This is a genomic window from Amycolatopsis sp. NPDC003676, assembly GCF_053587275.1.
The window spans coordinates 1-19,097 of sequence record NZ_JBSFNS010000134.1 but is presented as its reverse complement, the minus strand read 5'-3'; the positions used below and the strand labels follow the sequence as shown (position 1 = coordinate 19,097).

Sequence of the window (19,097 nt, the reverse complement as noted above, 5' to 3'; positions counted from 1 at the left end):
TTTGCGTTGTGTTTAGGGTGGGGGGGGTGGGGGGTCGTGTGTGGCTTTCACGGTTCTAACCGGGATCGCCACTCACGAGACAGCTCAGGGCAGCCAGGTCATCCGCTGCCCGTGCGGCGCCGTCCGGGCCAGCGCGCGGGCCTCGGGTTTCCCGTTTATCCAGGTCGTCAGCCCGAGCACCGCCATCGCGGGCTCGCCGTCGGCCGAATCGCCCGAGGACAGGTCGTCCCGTCCGGGCAAGACCGTTTCCAGCCCAGCCTTGTAGAACTCCTGGCTGACCCACCACACCGGCCGGGTCGAGGACAGCCGCCCCAGTTCGGCCACGAAGTCCGCCCGCCGGTCCCAGACGTATGCCAGCGCGTGGCTCGTCAGCACCACCAGCGGCAGTTCCTCCGGCAGCCGCGCGGCCGCCGACGCAAGGTCGTCCACCGCGTCCCCGGCGATCAGCTCCGGGGTGTGCTTCCGCTGTTCCGCGGCAGCCGTGCGCAGCAGCCGGATCCGGTCGACCTGATCGGCCCAGACGCACGCCTCCAGCCACGCCAACTCGTCCTCGTCCGAGAGGTCCACCGGAGCCCGGTCCAGCCCCGCTCGGGCCGCGACAGCGACCTTCTTGGGCAGCTTGGGCAACTTCGCGCCGTCCGCGACATCGATCGCGCAGTGCAGCCCGACCGCGGCCTTAGCCGGGCCAGCGGTGAGCTGCTCGCCACCGTCGCACTGATAGCGGTAACCGAACCGGTCGAGCCCCAGCAGCAATCCCGCACTGCAGCCGACCTCGAGCAGCGCGATCTTGCCGCCCGCTTCCTTCGCCGCCGCCGCGACCGCCGGGTACAGCAGGGCGGCGCGGCGCACCTCGTTCGTCTGCGTGTAGCGGGTCGAGATGATCTCGCGAGCCTGGTCCGCGCGCTCCAGCAGGAACGAGCGGAACAACGGCCACGTCTCGCCGTCGACGCCGTCGAAACCGCCGACCGACGGGTAATAGCGCGACAGCGGATGAATCGGATCCGCCTGCACCAGCCGGTGCGCGGCGGCGAACAGCAAGGTGCCGCGCGCTTCGCCGCCGCGGGCGTCGGTCAGGAGCGCGGCGACGTCGTCGTCCTCGGCTGCGTGCGTCGCGAGGTGGTCGTACAGCGGCGAAACCCCGCGCGCCTCCGTCTCGGCGAACCTGCGCAGCGTCTGCTTGATCTTCTCCAGGGCGATGGCCACCCGTGCTCCTCTTCGCGGCGGATCGATCACTCGTGCGGCGTCGGGCGGCCGGGCTGTTCGCCGCCGCGGGTGTCGCCGTAGGACCGTTTCGGCACCATCACTTTGCGCCGGAAAATGCACACGATGGTGCCGTCCTGTTTGTACCCCCGTGTCTCGACATACACCACTCCCCGGTCGTCCTTGGACTTCGACGGGGTCTTGTCGAGCACCTCGGTCTCGCCGTAAATCGTGTCGCCGTGGAACGTCGGCTTCACGTGCTTGAGCGATTCGACCTCGAGGTTCGCGATGGCCTTCCCGGACACGTCGGGCACCGACATGCCGAGCAGCAGCGAGTAGATGTAGTTGCCGACCACGACGTTCTTGCCGAAATCGGTCGTCTCGCCCGCGTAGTGCGCGTCCAGGTGCAGCGGGTGGTGGTTCATCGTGATCAGGCAGAACAGATGGTCGTCGTATTCGGTGACGGTCTTGCCGGGCCAGTGCTTGTAGACCGCGCCGACCTCGAACTCCTCGTAATACCGGCCGAATTGCACGCTTGCGCCTCCTGTCCGGGTAACACCTGCCGAACCAGGTGCGACACGTATCCGTGGTGAGGAGTACCCTCGACCATCGGTGATCGCGCGTCAACGCGACCCCTGCCACTTCGCACGCCCTGGCGTGCCCCGGCCGAAAGGAGGTGAGGAACCGCTCATGAGCAGTGGTGATAGTCCGCTCCCTAGTAGTACGTGCGTTCCCGCCCCGCCGGTCGGCCTTTTCCCTTCCTGGTAGGCCCGCGTCCGGGAACTCACGGTGCCGCCGGACGGACTCCGCAGTCCGCCTGGCCGTCGTCTTCGTGCTTCACGACGTCTGCCCAGGAGAACCCATGCCTGCCATTCCCTCGCTTGGCGGCCTTCGCGGCCGCGGCAACAACCGGGCCAAGGCCAATCTCGACCGGCCGATCCCGGTGCCGCTGTCTGCGTATGTCGTCGATTGCGCGGTGTATGTCGACGGCAAGCGGCTGCCAGGGCGCTGGACGCACGCCGAGGCGATCCGCGAGGTGCGCAAGCGGCACGCGGGTTTCGTCTGGATCGGCCTGCACGAGCCCGATTCCGACCAGATCCAGGGCATCGCGGACACCTTCGGCCTGCACGAACTGGCCGTCGAGGACGCACTGGAGGCGCATCAGCGGCCGAAGCTGGAACGCTACGACGACACGCTGTTCCTGGTGCTGAAAACAGTCCGCTACGTCGAGCACCAGTCGCCGACCACGGCGAACGAGATCGTGGAAACCGGCGAGCTGATGGTGTTCCTCGGCCGCGATTTCGTGATCACCGTCCGGCACGGCAACCACTCCGGCCTCGCCCGGCTGCGCCGTGACCTCGACGACGACCCGGAGCGGCTCGCCCTCGGCGCGGCGGCGGTCGTGCACGCGATCGCCGACCACGTGGTCGACCACTACCTGGAGGTCACCAGCCGGATCGAGGCGGACATCGACGAGATCGAGGCGCAGGTGTTCGCGCCGCGGTCGTCGGTGAGCGCCGAGCAGATCTACCTGATGAAGCGGGAAGTGCTCGAACTGCGGCGCGCGGTGGTCCCGCTCGCCACGCCGGTGTCGCGGCTCGCCGAGGGCTACACGCGGCTGGTGCCGGACGAGGTCCGCTCGTATTTCCGCGACGTCGCCGACCACCTCGCGACGGTGTCCGAACGCGTCGCGGCGTTCGACGAACTGCTCAGCACCCTGGTCGACGCGACAGTCGCGAAGATCTCGCTGCAGCAGAACACCGACATGCGCAAGATCACCGCGTGGGCGGCGATCATCACGGTGCCCACGATGGTCGCGGGCATCTACGGCATGAACTTCGACTACATGCCCGAGCTGCATTGGCAGTTCGGCTATCCGATCGTGGTCACGATCATTCTCGCGATCTGTCTGCTGCTGTACCGAATATTCCGGAAGAACGGCTGGCTGTAGCCACCCCTCGCGGTCCCCCCTTTCTTCCCCCGGTTGCAGGAGGTTTGTCTCGTCATGTCCCGGTTGCTGTCCAACCTCAAGTTCTGGGCCCTGGCCCTCTGCCTCGTGTGGATCGTCGGCATCGTCGCGATGATCGCGCTCAACCCCGGGTTCGCGCACGGCATGAAGTGAAGTCGCGTGCGCCGTAACCTTGGCGCATGCCGAAAGCGCTGGTGGTGGCCGACGAGGCCGACGAGCGGCTGTGGACCTCCGCGGTCCGCTCGCTGCGGGTCGACCTCGTCGTCGCCGCCGGCGATCTGCCGTTCGCGTATCTCGAGTTCCTCGCCGGCATGCTCGACGTGCCGTGCGTGTTCGTTCCGGGCAATCACGATCCGGACCTGAGCGGCTTCACCCGCTACGGCGGACTGTCCATGAAGGACGGTTTCCCGACCGAATGGCCCGGCCCGGCCGGCGGAATCAACGCCGACGGCCGGATCGTCGACGTCGCCGGTCTGCGCATCGCCGGGCTCGGCGGTTCCATCCGTTACCGCGACGGCCCGAATCAATGGACGCAACGCCAGCAGGCGCGCCGGGCCCGGCGGCTGGAGCGGCGTTTCCGGTGGCGGAAATGGCGCGATGGCAACGGAATCGACATTCTGCTGACGCATTCGCCGCCGCGGAATCTCGGCGACCGCGAAGATCCGCCGCACCAAGGTTTCACCTGCCTGCACCGCACGATCGAAACCCTGCGGCCGCAGTGGCTGCTGCACGGACACATCCATCCGCACGGCGAACCGGTGCCCGACCGCGTGGCAGGGCATACCCGGATCCGCAATGTGGTGGGCTATCAGGTGATGGAGTTCCCGCGATGACCCGACCGACCGGTTTCCCGCGCGCTGACGCCGAAAACGACTTCCTGCGAGCCCGCCGCCGGCAGGTGCTGTCGCGGCTTTCCACGTGGCTGCGCCGGGAACCCGACGACGTCAACATCATGCTGCCGTTCCACGAAGTGGTGCAGGCGCTCGGTTACGTCAGCGAAGCGCGGATCGGGACGCGAGTGATCACTTTGGACTCGATCGTCGGCACCGTCGACCGGAGCCGCGATTTCGACCGCCGCTTCCGTCCCACTTCCGCCCGGGTCCGGCAACGCTGGGAACGACTCGCGCTGGCCGCCCGCCGCGGCGAAGCGATCCCGCCGATCGAGGTGTACCGCATCGGCGAGCTGCACTTCATTATCGATGGCCACCACCGGGTTTCGGTCGCGCTGGCGCAGGGACTGTCCACAATAGAAGCTTCAGTGATTGCCGTGCGCACCAAGCTGAATCCGAGCGGCATCCGGTATCGCGGCGACCTGATCGTGAAGGACTACCGGCGGCTGTTCCTGGAACGGGTTCCGCTGTCCGGCCATGCCCGCGCTTCGGTGCTGGTGACGGATCCGTGGAACTACGCGCAACTCGGTGAACACGTCGAGGCGTGGGGTTTCCGGCTCATGCAAGACGAAGGCCGGTTCACCGACCGCGCGACCGTCGCGCAACGGTGGTTCGACGAGGAATTCACACCGGTGGTGGCGATGCTCCGGCAAGCCGACCTGATCGGCGACCGTACCGAGGCCGAGGCGTACCTGTGGGTCGCGTGCGAGCGGTACCGGCTGATCCGGACGCACCGCTGGGACGAGGAGGTCATCGAAACGCTGCGCTCCCAGCAGTGACTTGTCAGGTCTCCCCTGACGTGTCAGGCTAGTCCTGACATCGGGAGGTTTCTCATGACTTCGTACTGCTCGTTCTGCCTGAAACCGGCCGACGAGGTGGCCAAACTGATCGCCGGATCCGGCGTCTACATCTGCGATGGCTGCGTCGGGCTGTGCGGCCAGATTCTGGCCGGGGAACACGAGCCTGGAACGCCCGAGGTGACGCTGTGGGAGCGGAAATCGGACGAGGAAATCCTGGAGAGCATCCCGCGGATGGCGAAGGTGAGCGCGCAGACGGACGCGCGGATCCAGGAGCAGGTGGATTTGCTGCGGACGCGCGGGGTGGCGTGGGCGCGGATCGGCGAGGCGCTCGGCGTGACGCGGCAGTCGGCCTGGGAGCGGTTTTCCGCCGAGCGGAAATGAGACTGGCCCCCTCCCGTTTGGTGGCGGGAGAGGGCCGATCGACCTCAATGGCTTTGCGCGGCCCGTCCGGGCCGATCGATCTCGATGGCTTTGCGCGGCGCGTCCGGGCCGATCGATCTCAATGGCTTGCGCGGCGCGTCTGGGCCGATCGAGCTCAGTGGCCTTGCGCGGCCCGTCCGGACCGATCGAGCTCAGCGGCTTTGCCTCGGCCCGTCCGCGCCGATCGAGCGTCGCGGGCGGCCGCCCCCTCAGACAGTTCGCTCGGCGGGTCAGTCGCTGGGGATGATGGCCCACAGGATCAGATATCCGATGAACTGCGGCCCTGGCAGCAGGCAGGAGACCAGCGCGAGCACCCGGATCTTGCCCGGCGTGGTCCCGAAGCGACGGGCCAGTCCGGCGCAAACGCCGCCGATCATGCGCCCCTCTCGCGGCCGGCTCAGTCGGTGGGTGACAGGTGCGGTCATCGTGTTCCCCTCCCGTTTGGGTTCGTACCTCTATGTCACCACGACCGGCGCTGGGATACATCGCTCCGCGGGACGATCCGGACCCCTAAGGGGATGGGGTCCGGTACGGGGGAGGAATCGGGGTCGGGGCGGGAACTCGCAGTTCAGCGCTCTTCTTGGGGCAGAAATCTAGGGCCGGTCAGTCTCGGAGCCGGTGCCCCAACACTGCCCAGGCAAAGCCGCCCTGCGCGGAATCCACGTACGCCCGGCCAACTGGCCGGAGCCCGGTCACTCGCGACCGACCGGCAGACCTAATCCGCTCGCCACACGGACCCAGCTTCCCACCGACAACTCACGCGAACCGGATACCGGCCAACACCCCCACGCGCCCGTCCGACTCGGGTGCCGTCGACAACCCACCCGCCAAACCGCCAAGCCCGTCCGGCGAAATCGTCTCCCCCATTCGCCCGCCAAAAACTCCCCGACCAGCGGTGATGACTCAGCGAATTGTGGGATTTCCCGGCGGGGGCTGGATTTTTCGCCACTCACGGTGATACTGCACCCCGTGCGTAACCCACTCGGAGTCCTCGCGGTCGGCTGTTCGGTGCTTCTCGCCGCGAGCGTCGGATGTTCCGCGGAGTCCGCCCCGGCGGAGCAGGCGCAGTCCACGCCGGTACCGCTCACCGCGATCGCGGCGCTCGGGGACTTCGCCACGCTCGATTACTGCAGCCTCCTCGACCCGAAGCGGCTCAAGAACACCACCGCCGACACGCCTGATTCCTCGTTCACCGCGTGCCAGGCGGACTTCGTCCAGGCCGGGCGGCCCCGCACGGTCACCGTCGGGCCGCTCGCGGCCGATCGCGATCCCAACATCAAGGCTTACGACTACGCGGGCAAGGTGCCGGACGGGGTTTCCGTGCAGCAGGCCGGTTTCGTGCCTGACCGGTCGTGCGGGCGGGCGATCACGTTCGCCGACGGGGTCCGGCTGGCCGTTTCGATCACCGACGGGGACGATCGCGGCAGTGCGGAGGACCGGTGCGCCGCGGCGGACGACGTCGTCGGCGGGGTGCTCGACGCGGTGACCGGCAATCGGGTGCGGCATCCGCAGTTGCCGGACCGGTCCTGGGGGCGGGTGGATTCCTGCGCGATCCTCGGCGCGTCCGGGGCGCAGGGCGGCGACGCGACGGCCGGGATCGCCGGGCATTCCTGCATTCTCGACAAGGTGAGCCTGGAGTTCGCGGTGGTGCGCCAAGCTCCGGCGGGGCCGTCCGAAACGCTCGGCAACCGGATGGCGCGGGTGGCCGCCGACGGGGCGTTCTGCCGGGTCCGGACGGTGCAGCCCTCCCCGGCGACCCCGGGACGCGCCGAGCAGGCGACGGTGAGCGTGGTCGACACCAGCGGTGCGGGCGGCGAGGCGGCTTGCCCGGCCGCGCGCACCGCTGCTGCGACGGTCTTTTCGCGGATCCCCTGAGCGTCCGTGAAGGGCTCGCGAGGAGCCCTTCACAGACCGTCAGCTCAGTCGGAGTAGGTGAGATTTCGCCCGTTGGACGGGTCGAAGAGCTTCACCTTGTCCGCGTCGAACGAGATCCGCAGGTCCTGGTTCTCCGCGGCGGCCGATTCGGCCGACAGCCGGGCCACGATCAGCGATTCCGCACCGGGGACGTCGGCCGAACCGCTGTCCGCGGCCAGTTCCGCCAGGTCGGCCGAGCTGGCGACCCCGCCGTCCACGGTGAAGTGCGCGAACTTCTCCGAACCCATCGACTCCAGCACGTCCACGTGCGCGGTGAACGTCGCGCTCTCCCGGCCCGATTCGGCCAGTGCGGCGTCCTCGAAGTGTTCCGGGCGGATGCCCATGATCACCTCGCGCGGGGCGTCCGCTGCCTCGGCCATCCGGCGGATCCGGTCGCTGAGCGGGGTGGTGCCCAGCGAACTGCGCAGCTCCCCGTTTTCGAGCGTCGCGGGGACGAAGTTCATCGACGGCGAGCCGATGAACCCGGCCACGAACAGGTTCGCCGGGTTGTCGTACAGGAACTGCGGCGAACCGATCTGCTGCACGTACCCAGCGCGCAGCACCACGACGCGGTCGCCGAGGGTCATCGCCTCGGTCTGGTCGTGCGTGACGTACAGCGTGGTCGTGCCCAGCTGCTTCTGAATCTTGGACACCGAGGTACGCATCTGGCCGCGCAGTTTCGCGTCCAAGTTGGACAGTGGCTCGTCCATCAGGAACGCCTTGGGGTTGCGGACGATCGCCCGGCCCATCGCCACCCGCTGCCGCTGCCCGCCGGACAGGTTGGCCGGTTTGCGGTCGAGATGCTGGGTCAGGTCGAGGATCGTCGCCGCTTCCTCCACTTTGGACCGGACGATCTTGTCGTCCACTTTGGCCAGCCGCAGCGGGAACGCCATGTTTTCCCGCACGCTCATGTGCGGGTACAGCGCGTACGACTGGAACACCATCGCGATGTCCCGGTCCTTCGGGGCCTTCTCGTTGACCCGCTTGCCGTCGATGCGCAGTTCGCCCGAGGAGATGTCCTCCAGCCCGGCGACCATGTTCAGCGTGGTCGACTTCCCGCAGCCGGACGGGCCGACCAGGATGATGAACTCGCCGTCGGCGATCGTGATGTCCACTTCGGACACCGCGAGCGCGCCGTCGGGATAGCGCTTGGAAACCTTGTCGAGAACGATTTCAGCCATGGGTCAGCCCTTCACCGCACCGGACGTCAGCCCCGCCACGATGCGACGCTGGAAAAACAACACGAACAGGATGATCGGCACCGTGATCACGACCGCGGCCGCGCACACCTGGCCAGTCGGGTCCTCGAACTGCGAGGACCCGGTGAAGAACGACAACGCCGCCGGCACCGTGCGCGACGACTCGGTGGACGTCAGCGAGATGGCGAACAGGAAGTCGTTCCAGCAAAGGATGAACACCAGGATCGCCGTGGTGAACACGCCCGGCGCGGCCAGCGGCGCGATCACCTTCCGGAATGCCTGCGCCGGCGTCGCGCCGTCCATCTTCGCCGCCTTTTCCAGCTCCCACGGGATTTCCCGGAAGAACGCGGACAGCGTGTAGATCGACAGCGGCAGCGCGAACGTGATGTAGGGCAGGATCAGCCCCGGCCAGGTGTCGAAAAGGCCGAGCCCGCGTTCGATGTTGAACAGCGGGGTGACCAGCGAGACCTGCGGGAACATCGCGATCAGCAGGGAAAGCCCTACCAGCAGTTGCTTCCCGGGGAAGTCCAGCCGGGCGATCGCGTACGCCGCCATCGTGCCCAGCACCACCGCGATGACCGTGGAGATCACCGCGATGCCGATCGAGTTCACCAGCGCGCGCAGGAACTCCGTGGTCTGGAAAATGTCCGCGTAATTCTTGAGCGTCCATTCCACCGGGATGAAATTGCCGTCGGTGAGCGTCGCTTTCGTCTTGAACGACAGCGAAAGCACCCACAGCACCGGGACGATCGCGAACACCAGCACCAGGATGTCGAGCAGGCCCCAGCCCACTTTGCGGCCGGTCGTGGCCGCACCTCCGATGGCCATCAGCGCTTCCCCCCGTCGTCCGTGCCGGGCGCGGCGGTGCCGAAGACCTTGATGAAGAGGAACGCGATGATCGCCACGGTGATGAAGATCAGCACCGCCATGGTGGAGCCGATCCCGAGGTTGAGCCCCTTGACCAGGTTGTCGTAGGTCTGCATGGACACCGATCCGGTGTCCTGCGCGCCGCCGGTGAGCACGTAAATGTTATCGAAAATGCGGAACGCGTCGAGCGTGCGGAACAGCAGCGCGACGAGGATCGCCGGTTTCATCACCGGCAGCATTACCTTGGTGAACCGCTGCCACGCGGTCGCGCCGTCCATCGCCGCGGCCTTCAGCAGGTCGTCCGGCACTAGCGCCAGCCCGGCCATCAGCAGCAGCGCCATGAACGGCGTCGTCTTCCACACCTCGGCGAGAATGATGATGAACAGCGACGGCCACTGGTCGGTCAGCGGTGCGACGCCCTCGCCCAGCGCGTTCGCCAGGTACCCGGTTTTGGGCGTCCACGCGAAATACCACGAGAACGCGGCCACCACGGTCACGATGCCGTACGGGATCAGCGCGACGGTGCGCACCAGTCCGCGGCCGACGAGCGTGCGGTGCATGATCAGCGCGAGCCCCATGCCGAGCACGAATTCGATCGCCACCGAAACGACCGTGAGGAACATCGTGGTGCCGAACGCCGTCCACCAGTAGGAATTGGTGAGCACCGCGGCGTAATTGGAGAATCCGATGAACTCGTGCTGCGACGGGAACCGCAGGTCGTAACGCTGCAGCGAAAGCCAGACCGAATAGATGATCGGGTATCCGGTCACCGCGATCATCACGAGGAAGGCGGGCGCGCACAGCCAGAGCCCGAGCCGCCGTTCCGCCTTCTTGCCCTCGGAAAGCGCGGGCTTTCCCTTGCGGTGCGCCGCTTCCTGCGTGGTCGCGGCGGGATCCTGGACGGTCACGGGATCACTCCCTTCGACTGGAGCGCGTCATCGAGCTGTTCCCGCAATTTCTGCGCGGTCGCCTGCGGATCGATCGCCGACGGCGGAGAGATGATTTTCGACATCACCGTGGACAGGTTCTGATACACCGGCGTGAGCGGCCGGACCGCGGCGGTTTTCAGCGCCGACAGAATGGCGTCGCGCATCGGGTACTTCTGCGCCATGTTCGGGTTGTCCGCCGACACCGGTTTCGCCGGGTCCACCGGCACGTCGTCGTGGTACACCGACTCGATCGTCGGCGGCACCCCGTCGTTGATCGCGGACACCTTCTGATTTTCCTTGCTGCGCAAGCACAACGCCGCTTCGTACGCCTCGGGCTTGTGCTGCGAGTACGCACTCACCGCGAGATCGAAACCGCCGATCGTGCTCTTCGACGGAATGCCCGCCTTCGCCTGCGGATACACCGCCCACTTGAAGTGCGCCAGGTCCTGCGGCTTTTCCTCGGCGTAGGAGGCGTAAACGAACGGCCAGTTCAGCTCGAACGCGGCGCCGCCGCCCTGGAACGTCCGCCGGACGTCGTCCTCCTTCTGGTTCGTCAGCGACGGATCGGTGATCCCCGAAGACGTGACCTTCTTCAGCAGTTCCAGCGCCTGCACCGCGCCCTCGTCCATCACCACGGATTTCCCGTCGTCGGACAGGATGTGCCCGCCGAGCGATTCCACCAGCGTGTTGTAGATGACGACCAGGCCCTCGTACTGCGCGCCGGTGAACACGACGGAATACGGTTTGTGTTGGCTCTTGAGCTGCTGCGACATCTGCATCATCTCGTCCCACGTCTTCGGCGGGGTCGGGGTGAGGCGATCGTCGTACCAGAGCAATTGCACGTTGGTGTTCTTCGGCGCGGCGTAGAGCTTTCCTTGATACGTCGCGGTTTCCAGCGGGCCTTGCAGCACGCCCTCGGAAGCGGCCGTCTTGTTCTGCCCGGTCCACTCGTCGACCCAGCCCGCCTCGGCGAACTCCGAGACCCAGGTGACGTCGAGGCCGAGCACGTCCATCGACGTGTCGCCCGCGGCGAGCCGGCGCGCCATCTGGATCCGCTGGTCGTCCGAACCGCGCTGCAGCTTGTTGTAGACGATCCGGTACCGCCCGGCGGCGGCCTTGTTGCAGTTGTCGACGACCGTCTGGAAATGGTCCTCCGGGGAGTAGTAGACGTTGATCGTCGTCCCGGAAGCCGTTCCGCAGCCTGCTGCCAGGCCGCTGGTCATCAAGCCCGCCGCGAGCAGTGCCCCCGCGCGGGTAGGTCCTCGTTTCTTGCCGCTGGGCCGTTTCTTCCCCATCCAAGCCTCCTCGCGTGTGCACACGGCACCGTCCGGCGCCGCCCCCAGACAGCACGCCGCGACGAGGCGGACCCGAGCCAGCACCCCGACGTGCCAGTTGCCGGCAGGCCGCGCTGGAGGACACGACCGGCCAACCGGTGTCGGACAACCTATGCCCGGCGATCACCCGCCGCAAGCAGGGTCGGTAACGATTCAGCCAGGTGCGCGCGAACCATCGGAAGGACGGGTGAAAAAGTCCCGTGGGTATTTACGCCGTGGCGGACGGCGGCGCGGGTCTGGCCTCGTGAAGGCGAGTTCAAGCCGTGGCGGGCGGCGGTCGCAGCGCCAGCTTCGCGAGCAGCTCGCGGCCCTGCTCCGCGCTGCGCGGCTGGCACAGCACGTCGTACCGGCCGGCGACGAGCTGGCTCGCCGACGAGAAATCCCGGCGCCCGCGCGACGTGCGGTATCCGATCGCGGAGAACGCCAGCCCGGACAGGACCCCGAGCACCAGCCCGGTCAGCAGTTGCAGCGTGAAGCCGCCCTGGTTGACGAACATCCCCAGCAGCAGCCCGGCGAACAGGCCGAACCACGCGCCCGACATCGCGCCCGCGGCGAGCACGCGGCCCCACGACAGCCGGCCGATGACGCGTTCGACCAGCATCAGGTCGACGCCGACGATCGTGACGTCGGTGACCGCGAACTCGCTTTCCGCCAGGAAATCGACCGCCTGCTGCGCCTCGCCGTAGGTCGAGTACGACCCGATCGGCCAGCCGGACGGCGGGGTCGGGAGCCGCGGCAGCCCGGCCTGGCCCTGACCGCCACCAAAGGGACTGCTCACCATCATCACCTGCGCACTCGTCCGGTCCGAGGGCTCCATCTTGTCAAGAACCGGCGGAGCGCGCGAACTCCGGCGAGACGCGGGTCAGGCTTTGTAATCCCGCAGCAGGCCGCGGCTGATGATGGTTTTCTGGATTTCGCTGGTGCCCTCGCCGATCAGCAGGAACGGGGCCTCGCGCATGAGCCGCTCGATCTCGTATTCCTTGGAGTAGCCGTAACCGCCGTGGATCCGGAACGCTTCCTGGGTCACCTCGGCGCAGTACTCGCTGGCGATCAGCTTCGCCATCCCGGCCTCGACGTCGTTGCGGGCGCCGGAATCCTTGAGCCGTGCGGCGTTGACCATCATCAGGTGCGCGGCCTCGACCTTGGTCGCCATCTCCGCGAGCTTGAACGCGATCGCCTGGTGCTGCGCGATCGGCTTGCCGAACGTCGAACGCTGCTGGGCATAAGCGATCGCCAGCTCGAAGGACCGGATCGCGATCCCGCACGCGCGCGCCGCGACGTTCACGCGGCCGACCTCGACACCGTCCATCATGTACGAGAAGCCCTTGCCCGGAGCCTCGCCGAGGACCTTGTCGGCGCCGATCTTGAAGCCGTCGAACACCGCTTCGGTGGTGTCGACGCCCTTGTAGCCCATTTTGTCGATCTTGCCCGGAATCGTCAGGCCTGGAAGCACCTCGCCGAACCCGGACGGCTTCTCGACCAGGAACGTCGTGAGGTTCTGGTGCGCCTTCTCCGCGCCCTCGTCCGTCTTCACCAACAACGCGATCAAGTTCGACGAACCGCCGTTGGTGAGCCACATCTTCGCGCCGTCGATCACATAGTCGTCACCCTCGCGCTTAGCGCGGGTCTTGATCGCCGCGACGTCCGAGCCAAGGTCCGGCTCCGACATCGAGAACGAGCCGCGGACCTCGCCGGTCGCCATCCGGGGCAGGAAGTGCTGCTTCTGCTCCGGGGTGCCGTGCTGCTTGATCATGTGCGCCACGATGAAGTGCGTGTTGATCACGCCGGACACGCTCATCCAGCCGCGCGCGATCTCCTCGACCACCAGCGCGTAGGTGAGCAGCGATTCGCCGAGGCCGCCGTACTCCTCCGGGATGGTGAGCCCGAACAGGCCCATCTCCTTCATGCCCTCGACGATCTCGGCCGGGTACTCGTCGGCGTGCTCCAGAGCCTGCGCGTGCGGGATGATCTCCTTGTCCACGAACGAACGCACCGTGGACAGGATCTCCTGCTGCACATCGGTCAGGCCGGCGGTCCGGGCGAGACGGGCCATGAGCTCAGCTCCTCACTGCGGGCGACGCCGGCTCCCGGCGCTGGGGTTACCGGGGAGTATGACTGGTTCGCGCCCGAGCGGCTATGAGGGTGCTCACGCCGGGCCCCGGTTTCCCCCGTTAAGGTGCGGATAAGGTGCTGATCCACCCGAAACCGCGAGAAGGATCCCGATGAGCGAGGCCAGCGACGACCGGGACGAGCCTGCCGGCCGCGACGGCTACACGCACCCGTCGTACGAGCACCAGCCCTATCCCCCGCAAGGCCCGACGCCGGGCGCGGGGCTCGCGCTCGGGTCGCTGGTGTGCTCCATCGCCGGGTTCGTGCTGTGCGCGCCGATGGCCATCGCCGGGATCGTGATGGGGCACATCGCGTTCTACCGGGCCCGGCGCGGCCGCGGCACGGGCGGCGCGCTGGCGCTCGCCGGATTAGTGATCGGCTACGCCGCGCTGATCGTCTGGGCCATCGCGATCCCGCTGATCGTGCACGCGCTGGTCCAGTCGGGAGTTTTCGGCTGATGCCGCCGCGATTCCCGGTAGCGTCGTCCTTCGAACCCGGCACCTCGAGGGAGCCCCGATGACCACTCCGTCCGACCGCGAACCGGCGGCCTACGATCCGCCGCCGACCGCGGACCCCGCTCCGTACGAGCCGCCGGCCACCGCCGACCCCACACCGTACGAGGCCCCGGCGGACGCCGTCTCGTCCACTTCGGAGGCTCGTTCGGAGGCTGACCCGCTGGTTCCCCCGCCGGGCTGGACCGCGCCCGACCCCGGCCCGGTCGCGCAGCTGCCCGGCGACCAACCGGCTCCCGCCGCGCAACCGGCCGCGTCGCCGTATCCCGTTGCGCCGCAGCCGGATCCGTTCGCGCCGCCGCCCGCGTACCAGGCCTTCCCGGCTCCGCCGCCGTACGGCGCGCCTTACCAGCCGTACGCGCAAAACACCGACACCGGGCTCGCGACCGGTGCGCTGGTGTGCTCGGTGATCGGGCTGGTGACCTGCGTTCTCGCGGTTCCCGGCATCGCGATGGGTCACGTCGCGCTGGCCAAGGCCAACCGCAACGAAGCAGGCGGACGCACCATGGCGCTGTCAGCCGTCGTGCTCGGCTACGTGACGGTCGCGATGTGGGTCGGCTTCTTCGTGACGCTGCTGGTCCTCGGCCTGAACGGCTACCTCGACCGCTGATCCGGCACGTCGCTCGCCTCGCCCTCGGGCGGGGCGACCTGCCCGTTGCTGACCGGTTCCGGAGACTCCGAAGACTCCACTGACTCCGCCGACGTCCGCGGCTCCGGCGGTTTCGCGGCCGGTTTCGCCGGCGGATCGGTCCGCGCGTCCAGGAACCGCAGCAGCTCCACCGGGAACGGCAGCACCAGCGTCGAGTTCTTCTCCGCCGACACCTGCACCACCGTCTCCAGCAGCCGCAACTGCAGCGCTGCCGGGGTGTCCGCCATCGTCGCGGCGGCCTGCGCGAGCTTGTGCGACGCCTGCAGCTCGCCGTCCGCGGAGATCACCCGGGCGCGGCGTTCGCGTTCGGCCTCGGCCTGGCGCGACATCGAGCGCTTCATCGACTCCGGCAGCGCGACGTCCTTGATCTCCACCCGGTCGATGTGGATGCCCCAGTCCAGCGCCGGGCTGTCGATCATCAGCTCGAGGCCCTCGTTGAGCCGTTCGCGGTTCGACAGCAGGTCGTCGAGGTCGCTCTTGCCGATGATGGACCGCAGCGACGTCTGCGCGACCTGGCCGATCGCCGACCGGTAGTCCTGCACGTGGACCGCGGCCAGCACCGGGTCGACCACCTTGAAGTACACGACCGCGTCCACCCGGACCGTGACGTTGTCGCGGGTGATGCCGTCCTGCGCGGGCACCGGCAGCGTCACGACCTGCATGTTCACCTTCTGCATGCGGTCGGCTATCGGCAGCAGCAGCGCGAGCCCGGGGTCGCGGACCTGCGAGCGCACCCGGCCGAAACGGAACACCAGCCCGCGTTCGTACTGTTTCACCACGCGCACCGCGGAAGCGAGCCACACCCCGCCCGCGACGACCACCGCGCTGACAATCTCGACGATCATGGCAGCTCCCGGGTTCGCCAAACCCTTTGTCCACCCACTGTACGCGCGGAAGACGACCCCGGAAACGGCTTGCGCGGCCGACCAGGATGGGCGTTGTGACCGTTTTGGAGATCCCGCCCGCCTTCGCTGAACGCGCCCCCAAGGTGCTCGGTCCGGAAGCCGTCCCGTGGCTCGCGTCGCTGCCCTCGCTCGCGCAGCGGTACGCCCGGGAGTGGGAGTTGGAATTCGAGGACACCGCGCGGCACGGCTACGTCGGCGTCGTCCAGCCCGCCCGGCGCGCGGACGGCTCCCGCGTTGTGCTCAAACTTGGCTGGGTGGAAGAAGAATCGCGCGACGAACCGCTCGCACTGTCCACATGGGCCGGTCATGGATCGGTGCTGCTGCACGAGTCCGCGCCCGAGGACGGCGCGATGCTGCTGGAGCGTCTCGACGACAGCCGCACGCTGGACGGCGAACCGCTGCTGCCCGCCGTCGAGATCATGAGCGAACTGGCCCGCCGGCTCGCCGTGCCCGCGCCCGCCGAACTCACCCGCACGCTGTCCGGCATAGCGGAGGAGCTGCTCGAAGAACTGCCCAAGTCCTGGCGGGAGCTGGGCGAACCGCTCCCCCGCCGGGAACTGGACGCCGCGCTGGCGGTCTGCCGCGACCTCGGCCCGGAGGCGGGCAACGCGCTGGTGAACGAGGACCTGCATTACGAGAACGTGCTGTCCGGCACCCGCGAACCGTGGCTGGTGATCGACCCGAAACCGCTCGCCGGCGATCTCGAATACGGCGCGCTTTCGTTGCTGTGGAACCGGTTCAGCGAGTCCACACTGGACTCGAAGCTCGCCGCGAGCGGTCTGGACCGCGACCGCGCCAAGGCGTGGACGCTCGTGCGGGCAGTGCAGAACCGGCTGTGGCACGCCCAGGATCTGGTCGATTTCGGCGGTTTGGATGAGGACGACGACGGCCCGTCCGCCGAGGCGCTCCCCGCGCTGACCCGATGGGCGCTGCTTAGCTGAGAGTTCGCCGAGTCGCGGCACGAGCGCGCACCGGCAGCAGCCGATAGTGTCGGCGCCATGGCAGGCACAAACCGGGTTTACGCAGCACAGCTCGCGGGTCTGCCGGTATTCGGGCCCGACGGGGAATCGATCGGCAAGGTCCGCGACGTAGTCGCTGGCCTGCGGCTGGACCAGCAGCCGCCGCGGATCCTCGGCATGGTCGTGGAGCTGGCGACCCGGCGGCGGGTGTTCGTCCCCATGCTGCGGGTCACCTCGATCGAACCGAACGCCGTGACGCTCGCCACTGGTTCGGTCAACATGCGGCATTTCCACCAGCGGCCCAACGAGGTCCTGGTGTGCGGGCAGCTTCTCGACGCGCACGCCACGCTCACCGGAGCGGAAACCCGGGTGACGGTGGTCGACGCGGCGATGGAGCCGACCCGAACGCGGGACTGGGTGCTGGCCAAGCTCGCCGTCCGCGAGCGCTCGACGCGGCTGACGCTCGGCCGTCGGCGTGCCGCGATGCAGGTGCTGCCGTGGAGCGAGGTCTCCGGGCTCGGGCTCACCGACCTGACCGGACAGCCCCAGGGCGCGGGCCAGCTGCTGATGCTGTTCGACACGATGCGTGCGGTCGACGTCGCCGCGACCCTGCGCGACCTGCCGATCAAGCGCCGCCACGAGGTCGCCGACGCGATGGACGACGAACGGCTCGCGGACGTCATCGAGGAGCTTCCCGAGGACGACCAGAAGGAACTGCTGGCCTACCTCGCCGAGGAACGCGCCGCGGACATCCTCGAGGCGATGAACCCGGACGACGCCGCCGACCTGCTCGCCGAGCTCGCCCCGGCCGAGCAGAGCCGGCTGCTGGAGCTGATGGAGCCGGAGGAATCCGCGCCGGTCAAACGGTTGCTGGCGTATTCGTCGGACACCGCGGGCGGGCTGATGACGCCGGAACCGGTGGTGCTGACGCCGGACGCGACGATCGCCGAGGCGCTGGCGCACATCCGCAACGCCGAACTCCCCGCCGCGCTCGCCAGCATGGTGTTCGTGTGCCGCCCGCCGACCGAAACGCCGACCGGCCGGTTCGTCGGCGTCGTGCATTTCCAGCGGCTGCTGCGCGAACCGCCCGCCGAACTGGTCGCCAGCGCGGTGGACACCGACCTCACCGCGCTGCGCCCGGAGGCGACGCTGGCCGAGGTCACCCGCTACTTCGCGGCGTACAACCTGGCGTGCGGCCCGGTCGTCGACGCCGAAGACCACCTGCTCGGCGCCGTCACCGTCGACGACGTGCTCGACCATCTGCTGCCCGACGACTGGCGCGAAACCGGACTGCACGACGTCGCGGACGGTGCTGATCTAGAGGAGGCCGAACGTGCCTGAACTCGGCTCCGGCCGCCGGCTCGACCAGCCGCGCGGCCAGGCCCGCCTGCGGCTGAACATCGACCCGGACACCTTCGGCCGGTTCACCGAGCGGATCGCGCGGTTCCTCGGCACCGGGAAGTACCTGTTCTGGCAGACGCTCATCGTGGTCGTCTGGATCGTGCTGAACCTGACCGCGTTGTCGCTGCAGTGGGACCCGTACCCGTTCATCCTGCTCAACCTGGCGTTCTCGACGCAGGCCGCGTACGCCGCGCCGCTGATCCTGCTCGCGCAGAACCGCCAGGACGACCGGGACCGCGTGTCGCTGGAAGAGGACCGCACGCGCGCCGCGCAGACCAAGGCGGACACCGAGTACCTCGCGCGCGAACTGGCGGCGCTGCGGCTGGCGGTCGGCGAGGTCGCGACCCGCGACTACCTGCGCAGCGAACTCGACCGGCTGCGCGACGATCTCGACGTGGACTCCAAGCCGCGCAAGGCCAAGCAAAGCTGAACTGGGCAGTACGTACGATGGAAGCGTGACTGGTACACAGCAGCTCCCCAGCGTCGACGACGTCCGCACCGCGCTGAAGGACGTGTACGACCCGGAAATCAAGAAACCGATCACCGACCTCGGCATGGTCAAGGACGTGGCGGTCGGCGACGACGGGGTGGTCGACGTCGGGATTTACCTCACGGTCGCGGGCTGTCCGCTGAAGGCGACGCTGACCGCGGACACCAAGAAGGCCGTCTCGAAGCTCCCCGGCGTCGCCGACGTGCGGGTCGAGCTGGACGTGATGAGCGACGAGCAGCGCACCGAGCTGCGCAAATCGCTGCGCGGCGACGCGGCGGAGCCGGTGATCCCGTTCGCGCAGCCGGGTTCGATGACGCGGGTGTACTGCGTGGCGTCCGGCAAGGGCGGCGTCGGCAAGTCGTCAGTGACGGTGAACCTGGCCGTGGCGATGGCCGAGCGCGGGCTGTCGGTCGGCGTGGTGGACGCGGACATCTACGGCCACTCGGTGCCGCGCATGCTGGGCGCGCGCGAGAAGCCGACCAAGGTCGACACGATGATCATGCCGCCGCAGGCGCACGGCGTGAAGGTGATCTCGATCGGCATGTTCACG

21 protein-coding genes are annotated in these 19,097 nt (G+C 68.2%); 11 read left to right on the top strand and 10 right to left on the bottom strand.

Going from position 1 to position 19,097, the window contains the following annotated elements; genetic code table 11:
- Positions 1–84 precede the first annotated feature (84 nt).
- Both ACWDNU_RS40080 and ACWDNU_RS40075 read right to left on the bottom strand, forming a co-directional pair.
- Positions 85–1,197, bottom strand: a complete 1,113-nt coding sequence (locus ACWDNU_RS40080) for a DUF2332 domain-containing protein (RefSeq protein WP_370940564.1) — start codon at positions 1,195–1,197, stop codon at positions 85–87.
- Positions 1,198–1,229: 32 nt separating this feature from the next.
- Complete coding sequence (locus ACWDNU_RS40075; protein WP_037815874.1) at positions 1,230–1,733, bottom strand: MaoC family dehydratase; 504 nt, start codon at positions 1,731–1,733, stop codon at positions 1,230–1,232.
- Positions 1,734–2,062: 329 nt separating this feature from the next.
- On the opposite strand from ACWDNU_RS40075, the gene corA reads away from it, so the two are divergent.
- The 4 genes from corA (at position 2,063) to ACWDNU_RS40055 (ending at position 5,240) form a co-directional block, all read left to right on the top strand.
- Positions 2,063–3,151: a magnesium/cobalt transporter CorA gene (corA, locus tag ACWDNU_RS40070; protein ID WP_037815877.1), complete on the top strand. Its 1,089-nt coding sequence runs from the start codon at positions 2,063–2,065 to the stop codon at positions 3,149–3,151.
- Positions 3,152–3,348: 197 nt separating this feature from the next.
- Positions 3,349–4,002 carry a metallophosphoesterase family protein gene (locus tag ACWDNU_RS40065; RefSeq protein ID WP_370940256.1) on the top strand — a complete coding sequence of 218 codons (654 nt, stop codon included), beginning with the start codon at positions 3,349–3,351 and terminating at the stop codon, positions 4,000–4,002.
- On the top strand, positions 3,999–4,838 hold the full coding sequence (locus ACWDNU_RS40060; protein ID WP_370940257.1) for a chromosome partitioning protein ParB: 840 nt from the start codon (positions 3,999–4,001) through the stop codon (positions 4,836–4,838). Before ACWDNU_RS40065 ends, ACWDNU_RS40060 begins: the two co-directional genes overlap by 4 nt.
- A 54-nt stretch (positions 4,839–4,892) precedes the next feature.
- Complete coding sequence (locus ACWDNU_RS40055; protein WP_370940258.1) at positions 4,893–5,240, top strand: ClpX C4-type zinc finger protein; 348 nt, start codon at positions 4,893–4,895, stop codon at positions 5,238–5,240.
- A gap of 269 nt (positions 5,241–5,509) precedes the next feature.
- Here the strand turns inward: ACWDNU_RS40055 and ACWDNU_RS40050 are convergent, their stop codons facing one another.
- Positions 5,510–5,704, bottom strand: coding sequence for a PspC domain-containing protein (locus ACWDNU_RS40050; RefSeq protein WP_344288589.1), 195 nt, complete (start codon positions 5,702–5,704; stop codon positions 5,510–5,512).
- A 544-nt stretch (positions 5,705–6,248) separates the two neighbouring features.
- Here ACWDNU_RS40050 and ACWDNU_RS40045 point away from each other — a divergent pair.
- On the top strand, positions 6,249–7,154 hold the full coding sequence (locus ACWDNU_RS40045) for a hypothetical protein (protein WP_449672687.1): 906 nt from the start codon (positions 6,249–6,251) through the stop codon (positions 7,152–7,154).
- 44 nt (positions 7,155–7,198) lie between these two features.
- Here the strand turns inward: ACWDNU_RS40045 and ACWDNU_RS40040 are convergent, their stop codons facing one another.
- The 6 genes from ACWDNU_RS40040 to ACWDNU_RS40015 form a co-directional block, all read right to left on the bottom strand.
- Positions 7,199–8,374, bottom strand: coding sequence for an ABC transporter ATP-binding protein (locus ACWDNU_RS40040; protein WP_449672686.1), 1,176 nt, complete (start codon positions 8,372–8,374; stop codon positions 7,199–7,201).
- Between the two features lie 3 nt (positions 8,375–8,377).
- The gene (locus ACWDNU_RS40035; RefSeq protein WP_370940262.1) at positions 8,378–9,220 is read right to left on the bottom strand and encodes a carbohydrate ABC transporter permease; all 843 of its coding nucleotides are present in this window, start codon (positions 9,218–9,220) and stop codon (positions 8,378–8,380) included.
- Positions 9,220–10,167 (bottom strand): carbohydrate ABC transporter permease, encoded by a 948-nt coding sequence (locus tag ACWDNU_RS40030; RefSeq protein WP_449672685.1) that lies wholly within the window; start codon positions 10,165–10,167, stop codon positions 9,220–9,222. The genes ACWDNU_RS40035 and ACWDNU_RS40030 overlap by 1 nt, the downstream gene beginning before the upstream one ends.
- On the bottom strand, positions 10,164–11,483 hold the full coding sequence (locus tag ACWDNU_RS40025; protein ID WP_449672684.1) for an ABC transporter substrate-binding protein: 1,320 nt from the start codon (positions 11,481–11,483) through the stop codon (positions 10,164–10,166). The genes ACWDNU_RS40030 and ACWDNU_RS40025 overlap by 4 nt, the downstream gene beginning before the upstream one ends.
- Positions 11,484–11,778: 295 nt before the next feature.
- Entirely contained in the window at positions 11,779–12,306 is a 528-nt protein-coding gene (locus ACWDNU_RS40020; RefSeq protein WP_370940565.1) for a general stress protein, read from the bottom strand.
- Positions 12,307–12,384: 78 nt separating this feature from the next.
- Positions 12,385–13,575, bottom strand: a complete 1,191-nt coding sequence (locus tag ACWDNU_RS40015) for an acyl-CoA dehydrogenase family protein (protein ID WP_337823082.1) — start codon at positions 13,573–13,575, stop codon at positions 12,385–12,387.
- A gap of 169 nt (positions 13,576–13,744) precedes the next feature.
- Between ACWDNU_RS40015 and ACWDNU_RS40010 the strand changes: the two genes are divergently transcribed.
- Entirely contained in the window at positions 13,745–14,089 is a 345-nt protein-coding gene (locus ACWDNU_RS40010) for a DUF4190 domain-containing protein (RefSeq protein ID WP_449672683.1), read from the top strand.
- A gap of 58 nt (positions 14,090–14,147) precedes the next feature.
- Positions 14,148–14,753, top strand: a complete 606-nt coding sequence (locus tag ACWDNU_RS40005) for a DUF4190 domain-containing protein (protein ID WP_449672682.1) — start codon at positions 14,148–14,150, stop codon at positions 14,751–14,753.
- Here the strand turns inward: ACWDNU_RS40005 and ACWDNU_RS40000 are convergent.
- Positions 14,738–15,637, bottom strand: a complete 900-nt coding sequence (locus tag ACWDNU_RS40000) for a slipin family protein (RefSeq protein WP_449672681.1) — start codon at positions 15,635–15,637, stop codon at positions 14,738–14,740. The genes ACWDNU_RS40005 and ACWDNU_RS40000 overlap by 16 nt on opposite strands.
- Positions 15,638–15,723: 86 nt before the next feature.
- Here ACWDNU_RS40000 and ACWDNU_RS39995 point away from each other — a divergent pair, with 86 nt between their 5' ends.
- The 4 genes from ACWDNU_RS39995 to ACWDNU_RS39980 all read left to right on the top strand — a co-directional run.
- A complete protein-coding gene (locus ACWDNU_RS39995) occupies positions 15,724–16,638 on the top strand; it encodes an aminoglycoside phosphotransferase family protein (protein ID WP_449672680.1) in 915 nt (304 codons plus the stop codon).
- A 57-nt stretch (positions 16,639–16,695) separates the two neighbouring features.
- On the top strand, positions 16,696–17,997 hold the full coding sequence (locus tag ACWDNU_RS39990; RefSeq protein ID WP_370940271.1) for a magnesium transporter MgtE N-terminal domain-containing protein: 1,302 nt from the start codon (positions 16,696–16,698) through the stop codon (positions 17,995–17,997).
- Complete coding sequence (locus ACWDNU_RS39985; RefSeq protein WP_354750980.1) at positions 17,990–18,487, top strand: DUF1003 domain-containing protein; 498 nt, start codon at positions 17,990–17,992, stop codon at positions 18,485–18,487. The genes ACWDNU_RS39990 and ACWDNU_RS39985 overlap by 8 nt, the downstream gene beginning before the upstream one ends.
- A 25-nt stretch (positions 18,488–18,512) precedes the next feature.
- On the top strand, positions 18,513–19,097 hold a 585-nt coding region (locus ACWDNU_RS39980; protein ID WP_449672679.1), incomplete at its 3' end, for a P-loop NTPase.

Excerpts from the sequence above, each read along its gene's own strand:
- corA (WP_037815877.1), top strand. The coding sequence starts at position 2,063 with ATGCCTGCCATTCCCTCGCTTGGCGGCCTTCGCGGCCGCGGCAACAAC.
- ACWDNU_RS40065 (WP_370940256.1), top strand. The coding sequence starts at position 3,349 with ATGCCGAAAGCGCTGGTGGTGGCCGACGAGGCCGACGAGCGGCTGTGG.
- ACWDNU_RS40060 (WP_370940257.1), top strand. The coding sequence starts at position 3,999 with ATGACCCGACCGACCGGTTTCCCGCGCGCTGACGCCGAAAACGACTTC.
- ACWDNU_RS40055 (WP_370940258.1), top strand. The coding sequence starts at position 4,893 with ATGACTTCGTACTGCTCGTTCTGCCTGAAACCGGCCGACGAGGTGGCC.
- ACWDNU_RS40050 (WP_344288589.1), bottom strand. The coding sequence starts at position 5,704 with ATGACCGCACCTGTCACCCACCGACTGAGCCGGCCGCGAGAGGGGCGC.
- ACWDNU_RS40040 (WP_449672686.1), bottom strand. The coding sequence starts at position 8,374 with ATGGCTGAAATCGTTCTCGACAAGGTTTCCAAGCGCTATCCCGACGGC.
- ACWDNU_RS40035 (WP_370940262.1), bottom strand. The coding sequence starts at position 9,220 with ATGGCCATCGGAGGTGCGGCCACGACCGGCCGCAAAGTGGGCTGGGGC.
- ACWDNU_RS40025 (WP_449672684.1), bottom strand. The coding sequence starts at position 11,483 with ATGGGGAAGAAACGGCCCAGCGGCAAGAAACGAGGACCTACCCGCGCG.
- ACWDNU_RS40020 (WP_370940565.1), bottom strand. The coding sequence starts at position 12,306 with ATGATGGTGAGCAGTCCCTTTGGTGGCGGTCAGGGCCAGGCCGGGCTG.
- ACWDNU_RS40015 (WP_337823082.1), bottom strand. The coding sequence starts at position 13,575 with ATGGCCCGTCTCGCCCGGACCGCCGGCCTGACCGATGTGCAGCAGGAG.
- ACWDNU_RS40010 (WP_449672683.1), top strand. The coding sequence starts at position 13,745 with ATGAGCGAGGCCAGCGACGACCGGGACGAGCCTGCCGGCCGCGACGGC.
- ACWDNU_RS40005 (WP_449672682.1), top strand. The coding sequence starts at position 14,148 with ATGACCACTCCGTCCGACCGCGAACCGGCGGCCTACGATCCGCCGCCG.
- ACWDNU_RS40000 (WP_449672681.1), bottom strand. The coding sequence starts at position 15,637 with ATGATCGTCGAGATTGTCAGCGCGGTGGTCGTCGCGGGCGGGGTGTGG.
- ACWDNU_RS39995 (WP_449672680.1), top strand. The coding sequence starts at position 15,724 with ATGGGCGTTGTGACCGTTTTGGAGATCCCGCCCGCCTTCGCTGAACGC.
- ACWDNU_RS39990 (WP_370940271.1), top strand. The coding sequence starts at position 16,696 with ATGGCAGGCACAAACCGGGTTTACGCAGCACAGCTCGCGGGTCTGCCG.